A 25,693-nucleotide genomic window follows, 5' to 3' on the forward strand; every position below is an offset into this window, starting at 1 on the left:
AAGGAGACGCCGTTATGGATCGTATGGTTCACACCCTTATGAACTCTATGCAGACCGTTAAGGATCTGCAGGCCATTTCGGCGCAAAACCTCGCGAACATGAACGTGCCGGGCTACCGGCGCGATCTTCCTGCCCAAGCCAATTCTTATGTGCTGCGCGACGATCAGAGCTTTGAGGCACGTATGTTTGCCTCAGAAACTGAGTTTGGTAGCTTTGCGAGCGAAGTTGGCTTTATGGATCAAACAGGCGATCCGTTCGACGTCGCGATCATGGAAGAAGGTTACTTCTTCGTGAAAGAAGGCAACGGTGAGGTCGGTCTTACTCGTCGCGGCGACTTGCGGACGGACAGTGCGGGGCAACTGGTGAACGGCGGTGGCGAAATGGTGCTCGACACCAACATGTCGCCAATCACTTTGCCGCCATATCGGACCATGCAAATCACCGAGGTCGGTCAGATCGTGATCGAACCAATTGATGGCGCTCCTGGCGAGATTGTCGAAATCGCGACGATCGGCACCGTGGTGCCTGACCCGAACACAACAATGGTCAAAGGATTAGATGGCCTGATCCGTAACCTTGATGGGACTTTGCCCCAGCCGAACCAGATGGCTTCTGTTCGTCAGGGCGTTCTTGAAGGTGCAAACGTGAACGCGACCGAAGAATTGATTTCGTCAATCACCATTCAGCGCAGCTTTGAAAGGAACATGCGCATGATCAATACGGCCAAGGAATTGGACGAGGCGGGCACTGAAATTATGCGGGCCCCCGCATAACATTTCTTTGCACTGACATCTGGCACGGCGCTTGCACCATTTAGGGTAAGTGAGCCACCGAGAGGAGCCCAGATGTCTACCAATGCAATGCACGTCGCGAAGACGGGTTTAAACGCCCAACAGACGCGGCTTCAGGTCATTTCGAACAACCTTGCCAACGTTAATACGACGGGCTTCAAGCGCGACCGCGCAAACTTTGAATCCCTTCTGTATCAAGTGTCGCGCCCCGGCGGTGACCAAACGTCGGAAAACACAAACCTGACCTCGGCTCTGGCCATCGGTACTGGTGTTCGTGTTGTCAGCACTGACAAACTTCATACCCAAGGTGCGCTGTCTGATACGGGTAACGCCCTCGACGTTGCCATCAACGGGCAGGGTTTCTTTCAGGTTCTGCTGCCTGATGGCCGCATCGGATACACGCGCGACGGGACATTTTCGATGAACCAAGAGGGCACGCTCACCACGGCGAGCGGCTACGTTATTCAGCCTGAAATCCAGATTCCCCAAGGGGCGAACCAGATCAACATTTCGGCGGACGGTATCGTCAGTGTGGTGATGCCTGGTGACACCCAGAACCAAGAAATTGGTCAGATCACATTGGGCAATTTCCCGAATCCGCGCGGTCTAGAGCCGATCGGCGAGAACTTCTTTGTTGAAACGCTCGCGAGCGGTGCCCCCATCGTGGCGACACCCCAAGCCGAAGGTCTGGGGCAGTTGACCCAAGGGATGCTCGAAACGTCGAACGTCAACGTGGTTCAAGAACTCGTCGACATGATCGAGACCCAGCGGGCCTATGAAATCAACTCCAAATCGATCTCTGCGGCAGAAGAGGGCGATTAACGCGCCCTCGGCCATTCTCACATGTTGAACGCTGGCATGACCATTGCGCCAGCCGCAATGCGACGTGCCCATTGATCAACGTCATCTTTGAAGTACTCGCGTGCATCTGGCACCGCGACCATAATTGCGTTGACCGCGATTTTCCCGAGGTCCTCTTCGATATCTAGGCCGTCGATGTTCACAGGCTCCCAGTTACGGCCTTCTACGCGGGTAAAGCAGCCTTGGTCGTCGATGCGAATGAACCACTCAAATCCATAAAGGTCGAACAGGCGGATGTTGTCGCCGACGTTTACGTTGCGACGGTGGATCATGTGCATGCGAATGTATTCGCGCGTGGTGTCACGGGTCGCTGCGATGATTTCAGCCGCGATAGAGGACCAGCCATCTTCGACGGTGTTGCTTAGGTGATGCCACTCGCCACCGCTTTCCAGACGGAACGCCAGCATGTCGAGAGCAGCAAGCTCGCCGATCACATAGTTGGTGCCACCGATGTTCAGGCGTGCAACAGGTTCGGGTGCGTCGGTCTTGAGGTAATCGGTCTCTTCCGCTTCCTCTTCTTTCGCGGCCACGTTTTCACGGTAGCGACCTGGGCGCACATTGCCCGAATAGTCACCCGTCGAGAAATCATAGAGCAGGTCTTTGGCCGCATCCGTCAAAACAAAGTTTTTGGATTGGATATCCCCCAAACCAGCAATGCGCAGCGCGGTCTGTTCAACAGGCGTCGCGGTGTTTTCACTCGCCATGCGCAGCAAACCGACCAGCGTGTGCGATGCCGCACCCGGATCGAATTCGCGAAGCGCGTTGATCAGATCGACAAAATCGCCCGTGGTATAAAAGCGGGTCGGTACGTTCGGGGCCGGGGACGGCGACTTTGCCGTATCAGTCTTGGTCTGCATGTCTGCTCGTCTTCCATCAAAAAGTGAGAGGTCGACACTAAAACGAAGCAAACTTAGCAGAGTTTAGGGGCGCGGCGTCGAAAGTCTGGAACAAAGTCGTTTCAGCATGGTGATGCATTGATCCAATTGGTCGAGGCTGATGTATTCGTCGGGCTTATGCGCCTGTGCGATCGAACCGGGTCCGCAGACCACGACATCCATCCCGATCGACTGGAACAGCCCCGCTTCTGTCCCAAATGGCACCACATCGCAGCCGTTCGCCCCCGTCAGTTCAGTGATCAGATCACGCGCCGCGTTCTCTGTCATGGGCTCTAGCCCGACCACTTCGGCAATCGTGTGAGTGTGCACGCCAGCATCAGGATGCACGGCCTTCATCTGTTGGTTCAGATGCTCGACATGGGTCGCCAGCTCGCCCTTAACAAAGTCCGCGTCCGACACCTGCACAGGCCGCATTTCCCATTGCACGGTTGCCTTGCCCGGAATGACATTATGGGCGACGCCACCGATAAGGCTGCCTGTGTTGATCGTGGTCCACGGTGGGTCAAAACGGCTGTCCTCGGGCGCCTTGGACTTCAGGGCGTCCTTCAATTCTAGAAGTTTCGAAATGAACCGTACCGCATATTCAACAGCATTCACGCCAAGGTCGGGCGCAGAGCCATGTCCTTCCGAGCCGTGAAAATGCGTTGTGTATTCGTAGCACCCTTTGTGACCTTCGATGATCCGCATTTCGGTCGGCTCCCCGACGATCCCGATAGACGGGCGCAGGCCGCGTTCGCGCAAAACTTCGACCAAGGCCTGACCGCCAAGGCAGCCAGTTTCCTCGTCATAGGTAAAGGCGAAATGGACAGGGCGGGCGGTGGCGTGTTTCGCAAACTCAGGCGCCATGGCGACAGCGGCGGCGATAAACGCCTTCATGTCGCAGGTGCCACGTCCAAAAAGTTTCCCGTCCCGTTCAACCAATTCAAACGGATCACTTGTCCAATCCTGATCGGCAACGGGCACCACATCGGTGTGACCAGATAGAACGATCCCGCCGTCCCCTTCGGGTCCGATTGTCGCCCAGAGGTTCGCCTTTTTGCCAGTTTCATCCCCAAATATCTCAACCCTCGCGCCCGCATCCTCAAGCTTGGCCGCGAGGTAGTCGATGCAATGGCGGTTCGGCAGGATCGAGGTCGTGTCGAATGCGATGAGGTTCGAAAGGATGGCGCGGGTGGTGTGCAAATCAGTCATGCCGCGACCATGGCAGAACCTTTCGTGATGCGGTAGAAGGAAAACGACACATTTTCGCCGAGGCTCGAATGATAAAGCTGGACGACCGCGACATTGCCATACTGCGCATCCTTGCCACCGATGGCAGGATCACTAAGGCGGCGTTGGCAGAAAAGGTCGGCCTGACCCCGACGCCCTGCTGGGACCGTTTGAAGAAACTGGAAAAGGCGGGGCTGATAGACGGCTATGGGGCGCGGTTCAATCTGCGAAAGATCGCTCCGCATGTGACTGTATTTGTCGCTGCAGAACTTGGGGATCATACGGCTGCGCGCTTTCGCGCCTTTGAAGACGCAATGAACCGCTACGATGAGGTCGTCGCATGCTGGGCGTTGGGCGGCGGGTTCGACTATATTTTGCAGATCGTGACCAAAGACATTGACGCCTACCAAAGGCTTATCGACACAATGCTCGATGCGAAAATCGGTTTGTCGCGGTACTTTACTTATATCGTGACCAAACCTGTCAAAGGTGCCGGCGCGCCGCCACTTGCCGCTTTGCTGGGGGACTAATTCGGTCTGATCTTGCCTTGATTTGCAGCCAATTCTTCTGCATTGGGTTTGAACTTCAGCCACCTATTCTGTGATGAACAGGCACGATCCTCTGGAACACAAGGGGACGCCTCATGACAATTTCTGCACTCTCAGCCAGATCTGACATCACTGACAAAGCGCTGATCCGCTCATTTTCTTATATCAATGGGAAATGGTGCGCGGCCCTTGATGGAACGACCTTCCCTGTGACGGACCCTGCAAATGGTTGCGTCATTGGTGATGTGGCGCGCCTAAATGCAGAGCAATCGTCTGCCGCAGTGGATGCCGCTCAATCAGTATTTCCAGCCTGGGCCGGTTTATTGCCTCAACAACGTTCTGCGATTTTGCGGCGGTGGTTCGAACTTCAGCTTGAGCATAAGGACGATCTCGCGCGAATTATGGTGTGCGAACAAGGCAAACCCTTGTCTGAGGCGCGTGGTGAAATCGAATATGGCGCGGCCTTTGTCGAATTTTACGCCGAAGAAACCAAACGCCCGAACATCGAAGGCGTCACCAGCCATCTCGCCGACGCGGAGGTAGAGCTTTGGCGCGAACCAGTTGGTGTTGCGGCACTCATCACCCCGTGGAATTTTCCCTCGGCAATGCTGACCCGTAAGGCTGCCGCGGCATTGGCGGCGGGGTGTACAGTTGTGGCGCACCCATCAGCGGAAACACCATTTAGCGCCCTAGCGCTTGCGGAACTGGCTGAGCGCGCAGGCTTCCCTGCTGGTGTGTTCAATGTCGTAACAGGGGACGCACCGACCATTGTGAAGCCGTGGACTGAGGATAACCGCGTCCGAGCCTTGTCGTTCACAGGCTCAACCGCGGTTGGAAAATTGCTTTATCGTCAATCTGCCGACACAATGAAGCGGTTAGTGATGGAACTGGGCGGACACGCGCCGGTGATCGTTTTTGACGACGCAGACCTTGATCGCGCAGTCGCTGAGACAATAAAGGCCAAATTTGCAACGTCAGGCCAAGACTGTCTTGGTGCGAACCGGATATATGTGGAGCGGTCGATCTACACCGAGTTCTGCAACCGTTTCATTTCGGCGACAAAGGCACTGACTGTTGGCGTTGGTCTAGACGATCCAGACATCGGACCACTGATGAACGAAAACGCGGTCCGTAAACAAGAAGAACAGGTTGCTGATGCAATCGCACAAGGCGCAACACTTGCCTGCGGTGGGGAGCGCCTGCCGCTCGGCCCCTTGTTCTATGCGCCAACCGTGCTGACCGACGTGCCTGATACAGCGGCAATTATGCGCGACGAAACTTTCGGGCCTGTTGCGGCAATCACGCCGTTTGACACAGAGGCAGAGGTAGTCGCGCGTGCAAATGCCACCGAGTACGGCCTCGTTGCGTATGTTCACGTTCAAGACCCCCGCCGGATTTATCGGCTCAGCAGAGCGCTTCAATTTGGAATGGTCGCTGTAAATCGGACCAAAGTTACAGGGGCGCCAATTCCGTTTGGGGGAACAAAGCAATCTGGACTGGGCCGCGAAGGATCGCGCCTTGGCATGGAAGAATTCACAGAAATTAAATACGTTTGCCGCGACTGGGCATAAGAAAGGACGACCAATGCTAACGAACGACCAACTGGCCCAATGGGACCGCGAGAACTTTTTCCACCCCTCGACCCATCTGGCTCAACACGCCCGTGGCGAAACCCCGACCCGCATTATTAAAACCGCGAGCGGCTGCCATATCGAAGACCGCGATGGCAAAAAACTTCTCGACGCGTTTGCGGGCCTCTACTGCGTGAACGTTGGCTACGGTCGTCAGGACATCGCCGAAGCGATCGCCGACCAAGCCCGTGAATTGGCTTATTACCATGCCTATGTCGGCCACGGCACTGAGGCATCGGTTACCCTGTCGAAAATGGTTCTCGACCGCGCGCCCGATCACATGTCGAAAGTCTACTTTGGCCTTTCGGGGTCGGATGCAAACGAGACGAACATCAAGCTCGTTTGGTATTACAACAACATCCTTGGTCGCCCCGAAAAGAAAAAGATCATCTCGCGGTGGCGCGGTTATCACGGGTCCGGCCTGATGACGGGGTCGTTGACGGGCCTTGGTCTGTTCCATGCGAAATTCGACCTTCCGCTCGAACAAGTCATTCATACCGAGGCGCCGTATTACTTCCGCCGTCCCGACGCCAATATGACCGAGGAGCAGTTCACTGCACATTGCGCTGCAGAACTCGAAGCGCTGATCGAACGCGAAGGCGCAGACACCATCGCGGCCTTTATCGGCGAACCTGTCATGGGCACAGGTGGCATCGTTCCGCCGCCCGCTGGTTATTGGGCTGCTATTCAGGCGGTTCTGGAAAAACACGACATTCTGCTCATTGCGGACGAGGTAGTCACGGGCTTTGGTCGTTTGGGGTCAATGTTCGGGTCGCATCACTACGACCTGAAACCTGACCTGATCACCATCGCCAAAGGCCTGACCTCTGCCTACGCGCCGTTGTCTGGTTCGATCGTCTCGGATCGTATGTGGAAAGTGCTCGAGCAGGGCACCGACGAAAACGGCCCGATCGGCCACGGCTGGACCTATTCTGCCCACCCGATTGGTGCTGCTGCAGGTGTCGCGAACCTCAAACTGCTGGATGAATTGAACCTGGTTCAAAACGCCGGCGAAATGGGCGCTTATCTGAACGCCCAGATGAAAGCCGCCGTCGCGGATCACCCGAATGTTGGTGAGGTGCGCGGCGAAGGGATGCTCTGCGCGGTAGAGTTTGTAGCAGACCGCGACAGCCGCACCTTCTACGATCCGTCGCAGAAAATCGGCCCGTCGCTGTCAGCTGCGATGGCGTCTCGTGGTGTGATCGCGCGTGCTATGCCCCAAGGTGATATCCTCGGCTACGCGCCGCCGTTCTGCCTGACCAAAGACGAGGCGGACACCATCGTCGCTGCCACCGTCGACTCGATCAAAGAAGTCCTCGGTTAAGATGACAACGGGCCGCAGTTCGCTGCGGCCCTTTTCGTCAAAGCGGGATCATCATCCCGTCGGTCCCGACAAACAGCGGTCCGCTGTAATGCGGTGCGATTTCTGCGTGCCAATCCTTCAAGGTGAAATCGGGGTCGTCGCTCGGGATCAGGTGGTTCAGGGCGAGCTGCTTCACCCCTGCCGCCGATGCGATTTTAGCCACCTCACCCGCGGGGGAATGTGACCGTTCGAGGTGAACCCTTAGGCGGTCATCCCCATTTCCAACACGTTCGCACAGGGCATCAATACCCGCGCTTAACATCGCCTCATGAACGAGGAGGTCGGTATCCTTGGCAAAGTCGATCATCGCGTCGATTGGTGCCGTATCACCCGAAAGCGTCGCGGATTTCCCATTACCCGTTAGGCGCAGCGCAAAGCTGTCGATCAGGGGTGGATGCTCATTGCGGATCGCGTCGATTGTCACGCTACCGATGGTAAATTGGCCTGCATCTAACAGTCGAATATCGGCCAGAGGCTCCAACGCCGGGCGACCCTCATCCGCGATACGCAAGGAAATATCGGCCTCCATCGAAGCAAGGAAGCCTTGCCAATAGGCGGTCAAACCTGCGGGGCCGTAGATCGGCACGACACGCTTCAGTCCAGCGGTCCACGCGGTGTGCATCAACGGTCCCAACTCTAGATAATGGTCGGAATGCATATGCGTCACGATAATCGCGTCGAGGTCGGTCAGCGCGACGCCCGCATCACAAACAGCACGCGACACACCAAGGCCCGCATCAACGAGGATCACTTGACCCGCCAGCCGAACAAGGATCGAGGTCGGCATCGGCGTTCCAGGTCTGATCGCAGGTCCGCCTTTTGTGCCCACGAGAGTGACGCAGTTGTCCATGCTATGCCCTTATGAAAAGGGCGGCCCGAAAGCCGCCCGATGTCCTTAGATCGTGTCCTTGTAGTTCACGTTCTTAATGTCATCACCCGGTGCGGATTTTTCGCGCCGCACGATCAAACGGTTGATCGCGTTGATATAGGCCTTGGCCGATGCAACCACGGTGTCCGTATCTGCCGACTGACCCGTCGCAATGCGGCCGTCCTCTTCGAGTTTGACCGAAACGGTAGCCTGCGCGTCCGTCCCTTTGGTCACAGCGTGCACTTGATACAGGTCCAAACGGCCACCATGCGGGAAAATCGCCTTAACCGCGTTAAACGTCGCATCAACAGGGCCGTCGCCCGTCGCGTGAACCGATTTTTCTTCGCCACCGACCAGCAGGGTCAGGTCAGCGGTCTGCGGACCCTCGGTGCCACAAACAACACGGAGCGATTTGAACTTGATGTGGTCCTCGACCGTGTCGTTCTGACGGATCAGAGCCACGATATCGTCGTCGTAGACTTCCTTCTTGCGGTCCGCGAGGTCTTTGAACCGTACGAACAGGTCGTTCAACTGGTTGTCGGCCATATCAAAGCCGAGCGTTTCCAGTTTCGCCCGCAGTGCTGCACGACCAGAGTGTTTGCCCAGCGGCAATGATGTGCCCGCCAAACCTACGTCCTCTGGGCGCATAATCTCGAACGTCTCTTTGTTCTTCAGCATACCGTCTTGGTGGATGCCGGATTCATGCGCAAAGGCGTTCTTACCAACGATCGCTTTGTTGAACTGCACAGGGAAGCCCGACGCGGTCGCCACGCGACGCGAGATGTTCATGATCTTCGTGGTATCAACGCCAGTGGTATAAGGCATAATGTCGTTGCGCACTTTGAGCGCCATGACGACTTCTTCCAATGCGGTGTTCCCTGCGCGTTCGCCCAGACCGTTGACGGTACATTCGATCTGACGTGCACCACCAGCCACAGCAGCCAGCGCGTTGGCCGTCGCCATGCCGAGGTCGTTGTGGCAGTGCGTCGCAAAGATAACGTCATCCGCACCCGGAACGGTTTCGATCAAGCGTTTGATCAAGTCCGCACTTTCCATCGGGGCGGTGTAGCCCACGGTGTCAGGGATGTTGATTGTGGTCGCCCCCGCTTTGATCGCAATTTCGATCACGCGGCAGAGGTAATCCCACTCGGTGCGGGTTGCATCCATCGGCGACCACTGAACGTTGTCACAGAGGTTGCGCGCATGGCTGACCGTTTCGTGGATTTTATCCGCCATCTCATCCATGGTCAGGTTCGGGATCGCACGGTGCAACGGCGAGGTGCCGATGAACGTGTGAATACGGCCCGAGCCCGCATGTTTGATCGCTTCAGCGCAGCGATCGATGTCTTTAAAGTTCGCGCGTGCCAGACCGCAAATCGTTGCATTCTTCGAACGCTGAGCGATTTCGGAAACGGCGCGGAAGTCACCTTCGGAGGCGATGGGGAAGCCAGCTTCGATAATATCGACACCCATATCGTCGAGCAGCTCTGCGATTTCGAGCTTCTCTTCGTGGGTCATGGTGGCGCCGGGCGACTGTTCGCCGTCACGCAGGGTTGTGTCGAAAATCAACACGCGGTCTTTGGTCATGTCATAATTCCTTGTCTGTCCTTAGCTTTTTGTCCCGACGCTAAGACACCCCTGAGCGGTCGCGCCGGAAGGCACGCTCAGAGGCTGCTAAGGAGTAGAAGGGCGCACGAGGACGACGCACCGCAAATGCGGGCAGTCTGGGTGATATGATCCAAGCGCGTCATGGGGCGGGACTATACCCATGATTCCCGCGAGGGAAAGAGCGTTTTTGACTGTTTTTGCTCTGGCTCACTTAATGGTCGTGTTTTGGTCGGGGAAAACTGGACAGTAGGGAAGGAGAGGCTAGTTCTGGCGCATGAAACGAAACCTGATCATTGGCGCCTCAGGAGGCATAGGCCGCGCGTTTTGCGACGTCGTGGACGGCGAGGTCATCGGCCTATCGCGCCGTGACAATGGCTTGGATGTGACGGACCCTGCTTCGGTTGATCGCGTGTTCGGTGCCATTGAGGGGCCGTTTGATCGCGTCATCATCGCGGTAGGTATCCTCGCGCCAGACGGCGCCGCGCCAGAAAAATCCCTCTCGGCCATTGATGCGCAGACGATGGCGCAGGTCTTTGCGGTGAACACGATTGGCGTGGCCTTGATCCTGCAGCAAATGCCTCGATTGCTTGCCCCATCGGGGCGGGTTGGGGTCCTGTCCGCGCGGGTTGGGTCGATTGGGGACAATGGATTGGGCGGCTGGCATTCTTACCGCGCGTCGAAGGCTGCCGTGAACCAGATCATTCGTGGCACGGCGTTGGAACTGAAGCGAACGCACAAAGGATCAGTCGTCCTCGCCCTTCACCCTGGGACCGTCGATACGCCGTTCACTGCTGGCTATGCCGCGAAGAAATTGACGCCGACGGACTCCGCCACCGCACTACTCTCCGTCCTCGACGGGGCAGGGGCAGACCAATCGGGGTCGTTCTACGATTTCAACGGGGCGACCGTACCGTGGTAAAGCTCGTCCTTGTTCTGGGTGACCAGCTTTCGCCGACCCTCTCTGCCCTGCGCGAAGCCGATAAATCCCGCGATGTCGTTGTCATGGCCGAGGTCATGGGGGAGGCAACCTACGTTCCCCATCACCCCAAAAAGATCGCCCTCATCTTTACCGCGATGCGCAAGTTCGCGGATCGTCTGAGGGCCGACGGCTGGCGGGTGGACTACACTACGTTGGACGATTCCGAAAACGCCGGAAGCATTGTTGGAGAACTTCTGCGGCGCGCCTCCGAACATAACGCCGCCGAAGTGATCGCGACCCAGTCGGGCGAATGGCGTTTGATCTCAGCGCTTGAAGACCTGCCGATCCCCGTTCACCAGTTCCCTGATGACCGATTCATCGCCTCTCATCGCGATTTCGAGGATTGGGCTGAGGGCCGCAAGGCACTGCGGATGGAGTATTTCTACCGCGACATGCGCCGCAAAACGGGACTGTTGATGGACGGTGATCAACCCGCAGGCGGTCAATGGAACTACGACCACGACAACCGAAAGCCTGCGCCCGATGCGGTCGATTTTAGCGGCCCACTGCGGTTTGAACCCGATGCAACGACGGCAGAGGTTTTGGATCTCGTTGAAGACCGCTTTGGTCAGAACTTTGGCGATTTACGCCCCTTCTGGTTCGCGACAGACGCCCAGCAGGCGCAAACCCAACTCGACCATTGGATCGCGCTGGGTCTGCCGAAATTCGGCGACTTTCAGGACGCCATGCTGACGGGGCAGAAGTTCCTCTGGCACTCGATCATCTCGATTTATCTCAACATCGGCCTCTTGGACCCGCTTGAGGTCTGCAAACAGGCCGAAGCTGCCTATCGCAGCGGCACCGCGCCGCTCAATGCGGTTGAGGGTTTTATTCGTCAGATCATCGGATGGCGGGAATACGTGCGGGGCATCTATTTCCTGCACGGCCCCGACTACATGACCCGTAACGCGCTGGGCCATGATCGTGATCTGCCGTGGCTCTACTGGGGCGGCGAGACAAAGATGCACTGCATGTCTCAGGCCGTCGAACAAACTCGAACAGACGCTTACGCTCACCATATCCAACGGCTCATGGTGACGGGCAATTTCGCTCTTTTGGCGGGGGTCGATCCACATCAACTGCACGAATGGTATCTGGCCGTGTATGCCGACGCCTTTGAATGGGTCGAGGCCCCGAACACCATTGGGATGAGCCAGTTCGCCGACGGAGGCGTGATCGCGTCCAAACCCTACGTGAGCAGCGGCGCCTATATTGACCGCATGTCGGACTACTGTGGGTCGTGCCACTACAAGGTCAAAGACAAAACAGGCGACACCGCTTGTCCGTTCAACTTGCTCTACTGGCATTTCCTGATCCGTCACCGCGACCGTTTTGCGGGCAATGCGCGGATGGGGAACATGTATCGTACGTGGGACCGAATGGACGACACGCGCAAAGAAACGGTTCTAGCTGATGCGGAAACCTGGCTCGCCCGATTGGATGCGGGCGAGGTCGTTTAGTTCGCAGGCGCTTCGGGCGCAGCGTCTGGAGTGGCCTCGGCGGGGGCCTCTGGCGCACCTGTTGCAACATCACCTGCAGGGGCGGCATCATCTCGGGTCACGTAGAGGTCCTGATCCCAATTCCCGCTTTCGATCTGTCCCGAGGCATAGCGCATCGTGCCATCCCCCTGACGTCGACCCGCAACAAAGGTGCCCTGATAGATATCACCGTTCGAGTAGGTCGCGACCCCTTGGCCCGAAATTTCGCCGTTCTGCCATTCACCTTCATAGGTGAAACTCTCGTCCGCTTCGGTGGAAGGATTGTCAGGGATCGTGATTTTGCCCTGTCCGTGACGTTGGCCGTTCTCAAAATGACCAAAATAGACGGACCCGTCGGCATAGGTTGCCGTGCCAATCCCGTGGCGCTGACCGTTTGCCCATTCACCGTCATAGGAATACCCGTCGCCATAGCGCATCACGCCGCGACCGTGGTTTTTTGCGTTCTTGAACTCACCCTCATAGACGAGGCCAGAGGCGTATGTGGCGATGCCTGTTCCTTCGATCACGCCATCAACCCAACCGCCGACATAGGTCGAGCTGTCGGGATAGGTGATTTTGCCTTCGCCATTGGGGAGGTCATTTGCGAACTGCCCCTCATAGACCGAACCATCTGGATAGAGCACTTTGCCCTGACCAGACATAGCGCCGCCTTCCCAGCCGCCGACATAGACATAGCCGTCCGTTCCGCGGAACGTGCCCTGACCGTGGCGGCGGTCATCGTGGAAGCCGCCCTGATAAATATCACCGTTGGCGTAGGTCACCGTGCCCGTGCCTTCGCGGTGTCCTGCGACCAGATCGCCCTCGTAAATGTCGCCGTTCGGCTGGACCAAGCGCCCGATGCCCTCGATCTGACCTGCAACCCATTTGCCCTCGTAGATGGTGCCGTCCTGCATCAGCAGTTTGCCGTCACCTTCGCGGTCATCACGGGCCAACTGACCCTCATAGATCGTACCGTCGGGATAGGTGATCGTGCCAGAACCTTCTTTGACGCCGTTCACCCACTGGCCCGCGTAGCTGTAGCCGTTCGGGCTGCGCATGGTGCCCGTGCCGTGGTGCATCGCGTTGCGGAATTCACCTTCGTAGATGACACCGTTTGCATAGGTCGCAATGCCGCTGCCGGTGATGTTGCCATCCACCCAGTCGCCTTCATAGACACCACCATCGGCAAACGTGATCTTGCCTGTGCCGCTCGGCTTGCCTTCGGCGAATTCGCCTTCATAGACAGAGCCATTGGGGAAACGCGCAACGCCATTGCCTTGGATGCGGCCTTCGACCCAATCACCGTTATATTCGTAGCCGTTGGGTAGGCGATACATCCCTGTCCCGTGCTGTTTGCCGTTCAAGAATTCGCCTTCGTAGACGCCGCCATCCTCGTATTGTTTGGTCTGGACGTCCTGCGCCACGGCCCCTGTCATCGACAGAACCAATACTGCACCGCCCCATAGCGCCCAATTGCGAGTCATCGTTAACTTTCCCTATTCCAGCCCGCGTGATGCTAATAGAGCCCGCCCGCCGATACAACGGTCTAGGGGGGATTGGGCCGCAATCCGCTTTCCCTTAGCGTGGGTTCTGGTAAACCTGTCGTGAGTTAGCGCACAGGACACCGATGACCGATACATTCCGCATCACGATGGCCCAATTGAACCCTACCGTTGGGGATGTCGAAGGCAACGCCGCAAAGGCCAAAATCGTTTGGGACACCGCCCGCGCGGCTGGATCGCAAATGGTCGCTCTGCCCGAGATGTTCATCGCGGGCTATTCGACCCAAGACCTCGTGATGAAACCTGCATTCCAAAAGGCCTGCTATGACCGCATTGTCGCCCTTGCTGCGGAATGTGCAGATGGTCCGATGATCGGGATTGGCGGGCCGCTGGCGGAAAATGGACGGCTCTATAACGCCTATTTTATCCTCAAGGATGGTAAGATCGCAGCGCGTCAACTGAAACACTTCCTGCCCAACTACAACGTCTTTGACGAGGTGCGTCAGTTCAATCGCGGCGCAATTCAGGGGCCTTATGATGCTGGCCCTCTGCGGATCGGATCGCCGATTTGCGAGGACGCTTGGTTCCCCGATGTGGCCGAAGCCATGGTCGAAAGCGGTGCTGAAATCCTCGTCGTGCCGAACGGATCGCCCTACTACCGTGGAAAATTCGACCGCCGCATGAACACGATGGTCGCCCGTGTGATCGAAAACGATGTGCCGATGGTCTATGTGAATACCGTCGGCGGTCAGGACGATCAGGCCTTTGACGGTGGTTCGTTTGTTTTGAACCGTCATGGCAAACTCGCCGTGCAATTGCCATTGTTCGAAGAAGCCGTGGCCCACGTCGATTTTCACCGTACCGATGACGGCTGGGAAGCCGCCGAAGGTCCAAAGGCCACCTTTGGCGATGCGTGGGAACAGGACTATCACGCGATGGTCACGACACTCCGCGATTACATGCGTAAAACGGGGTTCAAGAAAGTGCTGCTCGGCCTATCGGGCGGTATCGACTCTGCCATTGTTGCGACCATCGCCGTTGACGCAATTGGGGCCGAAAACGTGCGCTGCGTGATGCTGCCGTCTGAATACACATCGCAAGGATCGCTCGACGATGCCGAAGACATCGCGAACCGTCTGGGCGTGCATTACGACTATGTGCCGATCAAACAGGGCCGCGATGCGATCACCGAAACGCTGGCGCCACTTTTCGCAGGTCGCGGTGCTGACCTGACCGAAGAGAACATCCAGTCGCGTCTGCGTGGTCTGCTGCTTATGGCGCTGTCGAACAAATTCGGGGAAATGCTGCTGACCACGGGCAACAAATCTGAGGTCGCCGTTGGCTATGCCACGATTTATGGCGACATGAACGGCGGCTACAACCCGATCAAAGACCTCTACAAAACGCGCGTCTTTGAAACCTGCCGCTGGCGCAACGCCAACCATCGTCCGTGGATGGATGGCCCCGCAGGCGAGGTGATCCCCGTTTCAATCATCGACAAACCGCCGAGCGCCGAACTCCGTCCCGACCAAAAGGACGAAGACAGCCTGCCGCCCTATGACATCCTCGATGCGATCCTCGAAGGGTTGGTCGACGATGAAGCCAGCGTTGCCGACCTCGTCGCCAAAGGCTTTGACCGTGATGTGGTTAAGAAAGTCGAACATCTGCTCTACATCAGCGAATACAAACGGTTCCAATCGGCACCGGGCACGCGCCTGACGAAACGGGCATTCTGGCTGGATCGTCGTTACCCCATCGCAAACCGTTTCCGAGATAACGCATAATTACGTCGCTTTCCGTCCTGCATGTCGGAAAGCGAACAGACCCCAGATCGATCGCGCCTAAATGACCGTCCATTCAGTATAGGAATGGACGACCATGATCACTGTGCACACGGTGCCCGACGCTTTTTCAATCGAAGACTGTGACCGTATTCTCGATCTGGTGCGCTCTGCACCGGCGAAGGACGCTAAACTTGTCGGGCGTGAGCAGAACCACAACCTGCGCCGCGCCGATCTCGTTTGGCTCGATGATGTTGAGGGCGCGGATTGGGTGATGAACCGGATCATCGATATTGTGCGCGTGGCCAATCGGGATGCCTATGGCTTTGACCTCACCGACTTTTCCGAAAGTCCGCAGGTCGCCCGCTATGGGGCAGAACGCGAAGGACATTTCACATGGCATTCCGATATCGGTGACGGTCGCGTGGCGTCCAAACGCAAACTGACCATGGTCGCCCAGCTGTCCGAACCCGAGGATTACGAGGGCGGCGCGCTCGAGGTCATGCCGTCAAACGCCGTGGTCACTGCGAATAAGGCACGCGGCACCGTCACCATGTTCCCATCTTATCTGTTGCACCGCGTGACGCCCGTCACCAGTGGCGAACGCTATTCGCTCACCATCTGGGCGCACGGACCTGCGTTCCGCTGATTAATCGAGGGGTTGGCCCAATGCGGCCAGCCCTGCGTTGACCCGCGCAGTTTCTTCAGCCGTCAGAGTGCGGGCGCGGGGATAACGTGGTGCCTCGCGGTCATTCAAGATCGGCCCCCAATTGTGGGTCGTATTAAAGAAGTGGTCAGCGCCTTCCTCACCGAAGACCCGCAGGTATCCCTGAACAACCACGTCCAGATAAGACAACAGGATCGGGCGCGTGACAGGTTCAAGGTAATGCGCAGCGTCGACCTCATACACGGCGGTTGATTGCACCGCGTCGTCGATCAAATGTGTCACGTCGCGGCGCAGATACCCGCTTTCCCGTTCATCCAGCGCCGCCCAATCTGCATTCGGAACCGCCGCCGTCACGCCAAGTAGGGTCGTGCGGTCACAGGGCTCCACGGACAGGAATGCGGGCTCTTGGATTTGCGTATGCCGCCACACGCGACGCCATCCTCGCAGCTTTGCGGGCTTGGGGTCGGGATAGGTGTGGGTGGTCAGGTTTACGAGGCTGCCATAGCCGAAAAAGCGCGGGTGGGTCATGCGAATATCCGTCGTCATCGTCCCCGCACCAATACAGCGTTCGGACCAGAGAGGCGAGGGGCTACTGAGATTCGCTCTTTAGGATGCCACGGTAGGTATAGCTTGGTTTGATCGCGCCAGCGGGTTCGTCGATAAAGCTGGGGTCTTGTGGCAGACATCCCGCCCCGCAGACCTGATAAGCCATCATTTCGGAGCTATCGATATACCACAGACGCCCACCCGGTGTGGCGACCCAGCCGTCGATGCCAGAGTCTTCGTCTGATTCCATATCGGTCGAGGACGGCAGTTCGGAGTTGTAGTCAGGGTTATAGGTGCTGTGGGTGTGGAACGAGGCGATCACATCCATCTTGGCAGGCCATGTCGGCAGATAGCATGACGCTTCTTCACCGCGATTGATCCGCGTGGTCATCAGTTCACCATCGGGCCCATAGCCCAAATACCCGCATAACTCGCGGTTCGCGGCAAATGATTGCTCTTGGATTTTCTCAAAGATCTTGATGACGAACGCGAACTCTGCACCATCAGGTGCTTCGGCTTGGGCGGTCATACTGGTCGCGCATAGAATGCATGCGGCTGTTTTTAAAAATCTCATGGGTGCGAGCATCCCCGCACCCATGATTCCAATCAAGTCCGAATGAACGGAAGATTAGAGAATGGTGATGTTGATCGCGGATTCACGACCATCACGGCCAGCCTGAAGTTCGAATTCGACCTTCTGGTTTTCGTTCAGACCAGTGAGGCCCGAGCGCTCTACTGCAGAGATGTGAACGAAAATGTCTTTTGCGCCGCCATCAGGGGCGATAAAGCCGTAGCCTTTGGTGGTGTTGAACCATTTCACGGTGCCGGTAGCCATCGTGATGTCTCCTGTTTTAGTAACCCGCTCGCGGAATTGCAGCGGAGCCGGCTCGTCAGAACGTGATCGAAGAACTGAGCCGGATTCGGAGACAGCGTCGATAAGTAGTAACTCGCGTCCGTTATGATGGGGTCCTCTCCTTAAATAATCAAGCTTTGTGTGAGGCCCACTTGACAGTTGGCGCAGTCTCGCAACATGTAGCGCAGCTTTGTCCGTAATGGTCGCGTTACATGTCCAAACAGTCCCCCTGAGTCTGATCGCAAATGGCTTGCCGCCGGCGGGGCGGTATTCCTTGTTTGGATGCGATCATGGCACCTTTGCTTACGTCTTCTGGTGATTTGGCGGCTGACCGCCGTTTATCTTATGCCGACGCCCTTTTGGCGGATGGCGATGCGCGCGCGGCGGCTGACCTGATGCGCGAAACCATGCCGACTGTCCCGATGTGGACGGCGGGGTGGATGCGTTTGGGCGAAATGGCCGATGCGGCGGGCGATGCGACCTTGGCCCAAGAGGCCTATGCCCAAGCCCTCGCCACGGACCCGTCTGATCGCTTTGGCGCAACCCTGCGATTGGATTTGCATCGCGCGGTCCCGCTGGCAGAACGTGTTCCTGCAGCGCATGTCGAGGCCCTATTTGACGACTATGCCCCTCGGTTCGAGGCCTCTCTTGTTGGTGCACTGGGGTATTGCGGGCCTGACCGCATTGCAGAGGCGCTCTCTGGTCCGCTTGGACGCGTGCTCGACCTTGGTTGCGGGACGGGCCTCATGGGCGCGGCGATTGTTGGGCGCTATGACTGGTTGGGAGGCTACGACCTATCCGCGCGGATGCTCGCGCAGGCCAAAGACAAAGCGATCTATGACCACCTCGAACAGCGTGACCTCGCCACACTGATGGTAGACGGCACCCGCTATGACACGATCATCGCGGCGGACGTGTTTATCTACATCGGCACGTTAGAGCGGATCATCGGTTGGGTCGCGGCATCCCTGACGGACACTGGCCGCTTTGCCTTTACCGTTGAAGTGCACGACGGGGAGGGGGTCAAACTCCAACCGTCGCACCGCTACGCCCATTCGGAGCAGTATATCCGTTCGCTCTTGGACATTGCAGGGTTCAGGGATATTCAATTATCTCAAACTACCCTGCGCCAAGATCGAGGTGAACCGATTGCTGCGCTGATCGTGACAGCCCGCGCGCCGCTACGCACTTCTGACCGCGAAGGCGAGGCTGAGGAAACCATGGCCTAGGGGCTTGCATCTTTGCCTCACAAACATATATGGTTTTTGAAATATATTAATGGAGGCACCGATGGCTGGCCTGAAAATGACCTGTTTCGATTGTGGGCAGGTGAACCGCGTTCCCGACGACAAACTGACCGCTGGCCCGAAATGTGCCACCTGCGGGACCAAACTCATGTCGAACAAGGCGATCGAGATCGACCTCAAGACGCTTCAGAAAGCAGCGAAAACCGATGATGTCCCGTTGGTCGTCGATTTCTGGGCGCCATGGTGCGGACCCTGTCGCATGATGGCGCCAGAGTTTTCAAAGGCTGCATCTGAATTGTCAGGCAAGGCACGACTGGTGAAGGTCAACACCGAGATGCACCAAACCGCGAGCCCGAAATTCGGGATCCGCGGCATTCCGACGATGGTGAAGTTTGCCAAGGGCAAAGAGGTCAAACGCCAGTCGGGTGCCGTTCCAGCATCCGCCATTATCACGTGGGCGTCGACCTAAGGTCTGATTGGCAGATCAGAGAGTTGTATTCAGGCGGCGTTCGGCATGGTCGGTCGCCAGCCACACCAATGGAATCGCGATGCCCGCGATCATATAGAGCGCAAACGAAGCCATCAGGCTCATGTTCAAGAATACGAGACCTGCACAGGCAGCGAGCAGGCCGATAAAACTTCCAGCAATAAAAGCGACAAACGCCATTTGAGTACCTCAACACACAGGATCAGCAGCGATCCGACGGTCAGGCTTAACGCCGTCAAAGTTGGTGCGTCTTGTTGGCTTATTCCTCTGTTTATCGACCCTATCCTTTGGAGCACGTCTCAACGTGACACCTGTTGCAGGAACATAACACTTTTGTGTTCGAATCCTGAAAGGCAGGGCTGGAACGTCTGAATTTCAGGCCAATTCGATTCGTTTTAGATCGTTTGGTTAATAGAAATTTTCTATCGAATGACGGGTTATCGATATTGTTTTTCGTGGTCACTTCAACGAGTGTCTGGCAAACTTTCGGAGCCCGCTATGACACAAGCCCAGCCCACGCCAGAGGCGATAGGCGAAACCATCGCCCGCCATCTTCACCTCGAAGGCCCGCTTTTGCCGATCCTGCATGATTTGCAGCATGAATTCGGCTTTGTCCCTGAAACCGCCGTTCCCCTGATCGCAGCCGAACTGAACATCGGTCGCGCTGAAGTGCATGGCGTGGTCAGCTTTTACCACGATTTCCGCGATGCCCCTGCGGGCAAGCACGTCGTGAAAATCTGCCGCGCAGAGGCATGCCAGTCGGTTGGCGCGAATGCCCTGTCCGATCACGCTTTGGCAAAATTGGGCGGCGATTGGCACATGACAACGCCGAACGGCAATATCACGATTGAACCCGTGTATTGCCTCGGCCTCTGTGCCTGTGGTCCTGCTGTTCTGGTCGATGATCAGCTCGAAGGTCGCGTTGACGCGGCTCGTATGGACGAAATCCTGGCGGAGTGCGGCGCATGAAAATCTATATTCCTCGTGACGCAGCCGCCAAGGCTCTTGGCGCTGAACGTATTGTCAAAGCAGTAGAAGCAGAGATCAAAGAACGCGGCATCGACGCGCAGATTATCCGCAATGGCTCCCGCGGGATGATCTGGCTCGAACCGCTGGTGGAGGTTGAGACCGCCGAAGGTCGTGTAGGCTATGGCCCTGTGACCGTCGCCGACGTCAAATCGATCTTTGAAGGTGACAGCGATAAGGCGCTGGGCGACGTTGAGCAGATCCCGTTCTTTGCCGCGCAAACCCGCCTGACTTTTGCCCGCGTTGGCAAGATCGACCCGCTGTCCCTGTCCGACTACGAAGCCCACGGTGGCCTCGTCGGTCTGCGCCGCGCCATCACCATGTCCGCCGAGGCTATGGTGGACGAAGTGAAAACCTCTGGCCTGCGTGGTCGTGGTGGCGCTGGTTTCCCTACAGGGATCAAATGGGACACTGTGCGTTTGGCGCAGGGCGAAAAGAAATACATCGTCTGTAACGCCGACGAAGGCGACAGCGGCACCTTTGCTGACCGTATGATCATGGAAGGCGACCCCTTTACCCTGATCGAAGGCATGATCATCGCGGGTCTCGCGACCCATGCGACCAAAGGGTTCGTCTACATTCGTTCCGAATACCCAGACGCCATCGAGCAGATGGAAGCGGCTTGTGTGATCGCTCGCGATGCTGGCGTTCTGGGCAATGTGCTTAACACTGGTCACCAGTTCGACATCGAAATCCGCGTGGGCGCTGGCGCTTATGTCTGCGGTGAGGAAACCTCGCTCCTCAATAGCCTTGAGGGCAAGCGCGGTACGGTTCGTGCGAAACCGCCGCTTCCTGCGCTGCAAGGCTTCATGGGGCGTCCGACCGTTGTGAACAACGTGATTTCGTTGGCGACTGTTCCTGTGATCTTTGAAAAAGGTGCGCAGCACTATGCGGACTTCGGCCTTGGCCGTTCCAAAGGCACCATGCCGATCCAAATCGCAGGCAATGTGAAATTCGGCGGCCTGTTTGAAACTGCGTTCGGTATGCCTCTCGGCGATCTCGTGAACAAAATCGGCGGCGGCACGGCTTCGGGTCGTCCAGTCAAAGCCGTTCAGGTTGGCGGCCCGCTGGGTGCCTATATGCCTGTGTCCAAATTCGACACGCCCTTTGGGTATGAGGACTTCGACCAGAAAGGCGGCCTGATCGGTCACGCTGGTATCGTGGTGTTCGACGACACTGCCGATATGCTTGGCATGGCGCGGTTCGCGATGGAGTTCTGCGCGGTTGAGAGCTGTGGTAAATGCACCCCCTGCCGTATCGGTGCGGTGCGTGGCGTAGAAACCATCGACCGTATTGCAGCGGGCGATAACTCTGCCGTCGAAATCCTGACTGACCTTTGTGAGACAATGAAAGACGGATCGCTTTGCGCGCTCGGAGGGTTCACCCCGTTCCCCGTCATGTCTGCACTGCAAAATTTCCCTGAAGAATTCTCGACCGCGAAGGAGGCCGCAGAATGAAGGACTTTATTATACCGTGGACCGATGATCGCGATCTCGGCACCCCTGCTGTAAAATCTGACAAAACCGTCACCATCACCGTCGACGGGTTCGAAGTCACCGTTCCCGAAGGCACCAGTGTTATGCGTGCCTCTGCGATCGCTGGTATCGATATTCCGAAACTCTGTGCGACAGACAGCGTTGAGGCGTTCGGTTCCTGCCGTCTGTGCGTTGTGGAAATCGAAGGTCGTCGCGGCACGCCTGCGTCCTGCACCACTCCTGTTGCAGCTGGCATGGTGGTTCACACTCAATCGTCCAAGGTTCAGAAAATCCGCAAAGGCGTGATGGAGCTCTACATCTCCGATCACCCGCTGGACTGTCTGACCTGTGGCGCGAACGGCGACTGTGAACTTCAGGATATGGCGGGCGCCGTTGGCTTGCGTGATGTGCGCTATGAAGCGGTCGAAACTCACTTCAAAGCCAAAAACAACAGCGGCGAAGCCAACCCACAGTGGCTGCCCAAAGACGACAGCAACCCGTATTTCACCTACGATCCAGCAAAATGTATCGTGTGCTCGCGTTGCGTTCGCGCTTGTGAAGAAGTGCAGGGTACTTTTGCTCTCACCATCGAAGGCCGTGGTTTCGACAGCCGCGTTTCGGCTGGCGCGTTGAACGACACATTCCTGTCGTCGGACTGCGTGTCCTGTGGTGCTTGCGTTCAGGCGTGCCCGACCGCGACCCTGCAGGAAAAATCCGTGATCGAAATGGGCACCCCGACCCGTTCGGTCATTACAACCTGCGCCTATTGCGGCGTGGGCTGTTCGTTCAAGGCAGAGATGCGCGGTGACGAACTCGTCCGCATGACGCCGTATAAAAACGGCAAAGCGAACCGTGGTCACTCCTGCGTTAAAGGTCGTTTTGCTTACGGCTATGCCACGCACCAAGATCGCATTCTCAACCCGATGATCCGTGACACCATTGATGAACCGTGGCGCGAAGTATCGTGGGACGAGGCGCTGTCATTCGCTGCGACCCGTCTGCGTGGTCTGCAAGAGAAATACGGTCAAAAATCTATTGGCGTGATCACCTCGTCGCGCTGCACGAACGAAGAAACCTTCCTCGTTCAGAAACTGACCCGCGCTGTGTTCGGCAACAACAACACCGACACGTGCGCCCGCGTCTGCCACTCGCCGACCGGCTATGGTCTGGGTCAGACCTACGGCACGTCGGCTGGCACGCAGGACTTTGACTCGGTCGAAGAAACCGATTGCGCGCTGATCATTGGTGCGAACCCGACCGACGGTCACCCTGTTTTCGCGTCGCGCCTGAAAAAGCGTATCCGTCAGGGTGCAAAGCTGATCGTGATCGACCCGCGTCGTACGGACATGGTGAAATCGAACCACATCAAGGCTGATCACCACCTCGCCTTGCGCCCGGGGACCAACGTGGCAATCGTTACTGCGCTGGCGCATACCATCGTCACCGAGGGGTTGATCGACGAAGACTACGTCAAAACCCGTTGCGATTGGGACGAGTACCTCGCCTATGCAGAGTTCGTCAGCGATCCGCGCCATTCGCCCGAAGCTGTTGAAATGCTGACAGGCGTGCCTGCGGTAGAGGTTAGGGCCGCGGCCCGCACCTATGCGACGGCTGGCAAGTCAGCGATCTATTACGGCCTCGGCGTGACCGAACACAGCCAAGGCTCGACCACCGTGATCGGTATCGCAAACCTTGCGATGCTGACAGGTAACGTTGGTATCAACGGCGCTGGTGTGAACCCGCTGCGTGGCCAGAACAACGTTCAGGGGTCGTGCGACATGGGGTCGTTCCCGCACGAACTGCCGGGCTATCGCCATGTGAAAAACGCCGACGTTCGCGAGATCTTTGAAAAGGCATGGGGCGTTGCGATTGATCCTGAACCGGGTCTGCGTATTCCTAACATGCTCGACGCTGCGGTCGATGGCACGTTCAAAGGCCTCTACTGTCAAGGCGAGGACATCCTGCAGTCCGATCCTGATACCAAACACGTTGCCGCCGGCCTTGCTGCGATGGAATGCGTGATCGTCCATGACTTGTTCCTGAACGAAACCGCAAATTACGCGCACGTCTTCCTGCCGGGGTCTACCTTCTTGGAAAAAGAGGGCACCTTTACCAACGCCGAACGCCGCATCAACCGCGTGCGCAAGGTGATGGCACCGAAGAACGGCTATGCGGACTGGGAAGTCACCCAGATGTTGGCGAACGCGATGGGCGCAGGTTGGACCTACACCCACCCGAGCCAGATCATGGACGAAATCGCAGCGACCACTCCGTCGTTCGCGAATGTGACATACGATCTGCTCGAAGAGCGTGGTTCGATCCAATGGCCGTGCAACGACAAGTCGCCAGATGGCACGCCTCTGATGCACGTTGATGGATTTGTCCGTGGTAAGGGTCGTCTGATCGTCACCGAATACGTGGCGACCGATGAAAAAACAGGTCCGCGCTTCCCGCTATTGCTGACCACAGGCCGTATCCTGTCGCAGTATAATGTGGGCGCTCAGACCCGTCGGACCGCGAACGTTGTGTGGCACGATCAGGACGTTCTGGAAATTCACCCACATGACGCAGAAGTCCGCGGCGTGAAGGACGGTGATTTCATCAAGCTCGCATCGCGGTCTGGTGAAACGACGCTGAAAGCGCAGATCACGGATCGTGTATCGCCGGGTGTGGTCTACACGACCTTCCACCACCCAGATACGCAGGCGAACGTGATCACCACGGACTTTAGTGACTGGGCGACCAACTGCCCTGAATACAAGGTCACTGCCGTTCAGGTCAGCCCGTCGAACGGTCCGTCCGAGTGGCAAGAGGACTACAACGCACAGGCTACCGCCTCGCGGCGTATCCTTCCGGCGGCAGAGTGAGCGCGGCGAAATCCATCGCTGGACAGAGCTGGCGGGGCGAGGTGCAGGATATGCACCGCGCCTTGCCCGAAGAAGTGCCTGTTGCCATCGTCTTTAACGGCACCACGCAGGCCGTGATGATGGCAACGCCAGATGCCCTAGATGCCTTTGGGATTGGCTTTGCCCTGACCGAAGGCACCGTCACCACCGCCGATGAGATCGAGAGCCTAGAGGTCATCGAACATGACCAAGGGTTCGAAGTGCGTATGTGGATCGCGGATGCAGCCGCCAAACGGATGGAGGATCGGCGTCGGTCGATGATCGGTCCGGTGGGGTGCGGCCTTTGCGGGATCGATAGCCTAGAGCAGGCGATGCGAAAGTTGACAACTGTCAACATTAACAAGACGTTAACCTATTCTGAGGTCAACACAGCGACCGAAGCGCTGCGCCAGCATCAGCCGTTACACGATCAAACGCGCGCCGTTCATGCGGCGGGGTTCTGGTGCGATGGCATCGTTGCGGTGACTGAGGATGTTGGTCGTCACAATGCCCTCGACAAACTGATCGGCACCTTGGTGCAGCGTGGTATCGATCCTGCGACGGGTGCGATTGTTCTCACCTCGCGGGTGTCCGTCGATATGGTCCAGAAAACTGTGATCGCGGGTGCGCCGATCCTCATCGCCGTATCCGCGCCGACCGTGCAAGCGGTTGAGATCGCCGATGCCGCCAACCTGACCATTGCTGCGCTGGCGCGTGGCGATGGATTTGATGTCTTTACCCATCCTGAACGGATTATCCCCGATGAAGTCTGAAAAAATGGTCTATATGGCGAACCAAATCGCCACCTTCTTTTCCTCGCAGCCTGGCGATGACAAAGCGGACCGCGTTGCCGCCCATATCAAAGATTTTTGGGAGCCGCGTATGCGGGGCCAGTTGAAATCGCATCTCGATGCTGGCGGCGAAGGCCTGTCGCCTTTGGCGCTTGATGGTGCAAAGATCGCGACGGCAGAGTAAACCGACCCATTGAACGT

The 25,693-nt window shown here is 57.3% G+C and carries 25 protein-coding genes; 16 read left to right on the top strand and 9 right to left on the bottom strand.

Features of this window, described 5'->3' with window-relative positions:
• Positions 1-14 precede the first annotated feature (14 nt).
• Both BSK21_RS02265 and flgG read left to right on the top strand, forming a co-directional pair.
• Entirely contained in the window at positions 15-773 is a 759-nt protein-coding gene (locus BSK21_RS02265; protein WP_067550140.1) for a flagellar basal body rod protein FlgF, read from the top strand.
• Positions 774-845: 72 nt separating this feature from the next.
• Complete coding sequence (gene flgG, locus BSK21_RS02270; protein WP_067550138.1) at positions 846-1,613, top strand: flagellar basal-body rod protein FlgG; 768 nt, start codon at positions 846-848, stop codon at positions 1,611-1,613.
• Positions 1,614-1,630: 17 nt separating this feature from the next.
• Here flgG and BSK21_RS02275 read toward each other — a convergent pair whose 3' ends face one another.
• Both BSK21_RS02275 and argE read right to left on the bottom strand, forming a co-directional pair.
• Positions 1,631-2,509: a hypothetical protein gene (locus BSK21_RS02275; protein ID WP_067550136.1), complete on the bottom strand. Its 879-nt coding sequence runs from the start codon at positions 2,507-2,509 to the stop codon at positions 1,631-1,633.
• A 63-nt stretch (positions 2,510-2,572) separates the two neighbouring features.
• A complete protein-coding gene (argE, locus tag BSK21_RS02280; RefSeq protein WP_067550134.1) occupies positions 2,573-3,739 on the bottom strand; it encodes an acetylornithine deacetylase in 1,167 nt (388 codons plus the stop codon).
• A gap of 71 nt (positions 3,740-3,810) precedes the next feature.
• Between argE and BSK21_RS02285 the strand changes: the two genes are divergently transcribed.
• From BSK21_RS02285 to BSK21_RS02295, 3 genes are all read left to right on the top strand, one after another.
• On the top strand, positions 3,811-4,287 hold the full coding sequence (locus BSK21_RS02285; protein WP_067550556.1) for an Lrp/AsnC family transcriptional regulator: 477 nt from the start codon (positions 3,811-3,813) through the stop codon (positions 4,285-4,287).
• A 113-nt stretch (positions 4,288-4,400) separates the two neighbouring features.
• A complete protein-coding gene (locus BSK21_RS02290) occupies positions 4,401-5,876 on the top strand; it encodes an NAD-dependent succinate-semialdehyde dehydrogenase (RefSeq protein ID WP_067550132.1) in 1,476 nt (491 codons plus the stop codon).
• Positions 5,877-5,889: 13 nt separating this feature from the next.
• Positions 5,890-7,260 carry an aspartate aminotransferase family protein gene (locus BSK21_RS02295; RefSeq protein WP_067550130.1) on the top strand — a complete coding sequence of 457 codons (1,371 nt, stop codon included), beginning with the start codon at positions 5,890-5,892 and terminating at the stop codon, positions 7,258-7,260.
• Positions 7,261-7,297: 37 nt separating this feature from the next.
• Here the strand turns inward: BSK21_RS02295 and BSK21_RS02300 are convergent, their stop codons facing one another.
• Entirely contained in the window at positions 7,298-8,149 is an 852-nt protein-coding gene (locus tag BSK21_RS02300) for an MBL fold metallo-hydrolase (RefSeq protein WP_067550128.1), read from the bottom strand.
• Between the two features lie 45 nt (positions 8,150-8,194).
• Positions 8,195-9,754 (bottom strand): 2-isopropylmalate synthase, encoded by a 1,560-nt coding sequence (locus tag BSK21_RS02305; RefSeq protein WP_067550126.1) that lies wholly within the window; start codon positions 9,752-9,754, stop codon positions 8,195-8,197.
• Between the two features lie 295 nt (positions 9,755-10,049).
• Between BSK21_RS02305 and BSK21_RS02310 the strand changes: the two genes are divergently transcribed.
• Together BSK21_RS02310 and BSK21_RS02315 are read left to right on the top strand one after the other, a co-directional pair.
• Positions 10,050-10,694: an SDR family NAD(P)-dependent oxidoreductase gene (locus tag BSK21_RS02310; protein WP_074038945.1), complete on the top strand. Its 645-nt coding sequence runs from the start codon at positions 10,050-10,052 to the stop codon at positions 10,692-10,694.
• The gene (locus BSK21_RS02315) at positions 10,688-12,214 is read left to right on the top strand and encodes a cryptochrome/photolyase family protein (RefSeq protein WP_067550124.1); all 1,527 of its coding nucleotides are present in this window, start codon (positions 10,688-10,690) and stop codon (positions 12,212-12,214) included. The genes BSK21_RS02310 and BSK21_RS02315 overlap by 7 nt, the downstream gene beginning before the upstream one ends.
• On the opposite strand, the gene BSK21_RS02320 is transcribed toward BSK21_RS02315, so the two are convergent.
• A complete protein-coding gene (locus BSK21_RS02320) occupies positions 12,211-13,668 on the bottom strand; it encodes an MORN repeat-containing protein (RefSeq protein WP_067550554.1) in 1,458 nt (485 codons plus the stop codon). The two genes, BSK21_RS02315 and BSK21_RS02320, sit on opposite strands and share 4 nt — an antisense overlap.
• A gap of 191 nt (positions 13,669-13,859) precedes the next feature.
• Between BSK21_RS02320 and BSK21_RS02325 the strand changes: the two genes are divergently transcribed.
• Together BSK21_RS02325 and BSK21_RS02330 are read left to right on the top strand one after the other, a co-directional pair.
• The gene (locus BSK21_RS02325) at positions 13,860-15,518 is read left to right on the top strand and encodes an NAD+ synthase (RefSeq protein ID WP_067550122.1); all 1,659 of its coding nucleotides are present in this window, start codon (positions 13,860-13,862) and stop codon (positions 15,516-15,518) included.
• 94 nt (positions 15,519-15,612) lie between these two features.
• On the top strand, positions 15,613-16,164 hold the full coding sequence (locus BSK21_RS02330) for a 2OG-Fe(II) oxygenase (protein WP_067550120.1): 552 nt from the start codon (positions 15,613-15,615) through the stop codon (positions 16,162-16,164).
• Here BSK21_RS02330 and BSK21_RS02335 read toward each other — a convergent pair whose 3' ends face one another.
• From BSK21_RS02335 to BSK21_RS02345, 3 genes are all read right to left on the bottom strand, one after another.
• The gene (locus BSK21_RS02335) at positions 16,165-16,728 is read right to left on the bottom strand and encodes a gamma-glutamylcyclotransferase family protein (RefSeq protein WP_232230448.1); all 564 of its coding nucleotides are present in this window, start codon (positions 16,726-16,728) and stop codon (positions 16,165-16,167) included.
• Between the two features lie 43 nt (positions 16,729-16,771).
• Positions 16,772-17,257: a DUF4329 domain-containing protein gene (locus BSK21_RS02340; RefSeq protein ID WP_197498173.1), complete on the bottom strand. Its 486-nt coding sequence runs from the start codon at positions 17,255-17,257 to the stop codon at positions 16,772-16,774.
• A 99-nt stretch (positions 17,258-17,356) separates the two neighbouring features.
• Complete coding sequence (locus tag BSK21_RS02345; RefSeq protein ID WP_067550117.1) at positions 17,357-17,563, bottom strand: cold-shock protein; 207 nt, start codon at positions 17,561-17,563, stop codon at positions 17,357-17,359.
• Between the two features lie 308 nt (positions 17,564-17,871).
• Here BSK21_RS02345 and BSK21_RS02350 point away from each other — a divergent pair, with 308 nt between their 5' ends.
• Entirely contained in the window at positions 17,872-18,810 is a 939-nt protein-coding gene (locus BSK21_RS02350) for a class I SAM-dependent methyltransferase (RefSeq protein WP_067550550.1), read from the top strand.
• Positions 18,811-18,871: 61 nt separating this feature from the next.
• Positions 18,872-19,297 (top strand): thioredoxin TrxC, encoded by a 426-nt coding sequence (gene trxC / locus BSK21_RS02355; RefSeq protein ID WP_067550115.1) that lies wholly within the window; start codon positions 18,872-18,874, stop codon positions 19,295-19,297.
• A gap of 15 nt (positions 19,298-19,312) precedes the next feature.
• On the opposite strand, the gene BSK21_RS02360 is transcribed toward trxC, so the two are convergent.
• Positions 19,313-19,495 carry a hypothetical protein gene (locus BSK21_RS02360; protein ID WP_067550113.1) on the bottom strand — a complete coding sequence of 61 codons (183 nt, stop codon included), beginning with the start codon at positions 19,493-19,495 and terminating at the stop codon, positions 19,313-19,315.
• Positions 19,496-19,813: 318 nt separating this feature from the next.
• Here BSK21_RS02360 and BSK21_RS02365 point away from each other — a divergent pair, with 318 nt between their 5' ends.
• The 5 genes from BSK21_RS02365 to BSK21_RS02385 are packed head-to-tail and all read left to right on the top strand — an operon-like array spanning position 19,814 to position 25,676.
• On the top strand, positions 19,814-20,284 hold the full coding sequence (locus BSK21_RS02365) for a formate dehydrogenase subunit gamma (RefSeq protein WP_067550111.1): 471 nt from the start codon (positions 19,814-19,816) through the stop codon (positions 20,282-20,284).
• Positions 20,281-21,798, top strand: coding sequence for an NADH-quinone oxidoreductase subunit NuoF (locus BSK21_RS02370; protein ID WP_067550109.1), 1,518 nt, complete (start codon positions 20,281-20,283; stop codon positions 21,796-21,798). Before BSK21_RS02365 ends, BSK21_RS02370 begins: the two co-directional genes overlap by 4 nt.
• Entirely contained in the window at positions 21,795-24,683 is a 2,889-nt protein-coding gene (gene fdhF / locus BSK21_RS02375) for a formate dehydrogenase subunit alpha (RefSeq protein WP_067550107.1), read from the top strand. Before BSK21_RS02370 ends, fdhF begins: the two co-directional genes overlap by 4 nt.
• Positions 24,680-25,474, top strand: a complete 795-nt coding sequence (gene fdhD, locus BSK21_RS02380; RefSeq protein ID WP_074038946.1) for a formate dehydrogenase accessory sulfurtransferase FdhD — start codon at positions 24,680-24,682, stop codon at positions 25,472-25,474. The genes fdhF and fdhD overlap by 4 nt, the downstream gene beginning before the upstream one ends.
• Positions 25,464-25,676 (top strand): formate dehydrogenase subunit delta, encoded by a 213-nt coding sequence (locus BSK21_RS02385; RefSeq protein WP_067550105.1) that lies wholly within the window; start codon positions 25,464-25,466, stop codon positions 25,674-25,676. Before fdhD ends, BSK21_RS02385 begins: the two co-directional genes overlap by 11 nt.
• Positions 25,677-25,693 lie beyond the last annotated feature (17 nt).

The sequence above is a fragment of the Marivivens sp. JLT3646 genome (genome assembly GCF_001908835.1).
Lineage (GTDB): Bacteria > Pseudomonadota > Alphaproteobacteria > Rhodobacterales > Rhodobacteraceae > Marivivens > Marivivens geojensis.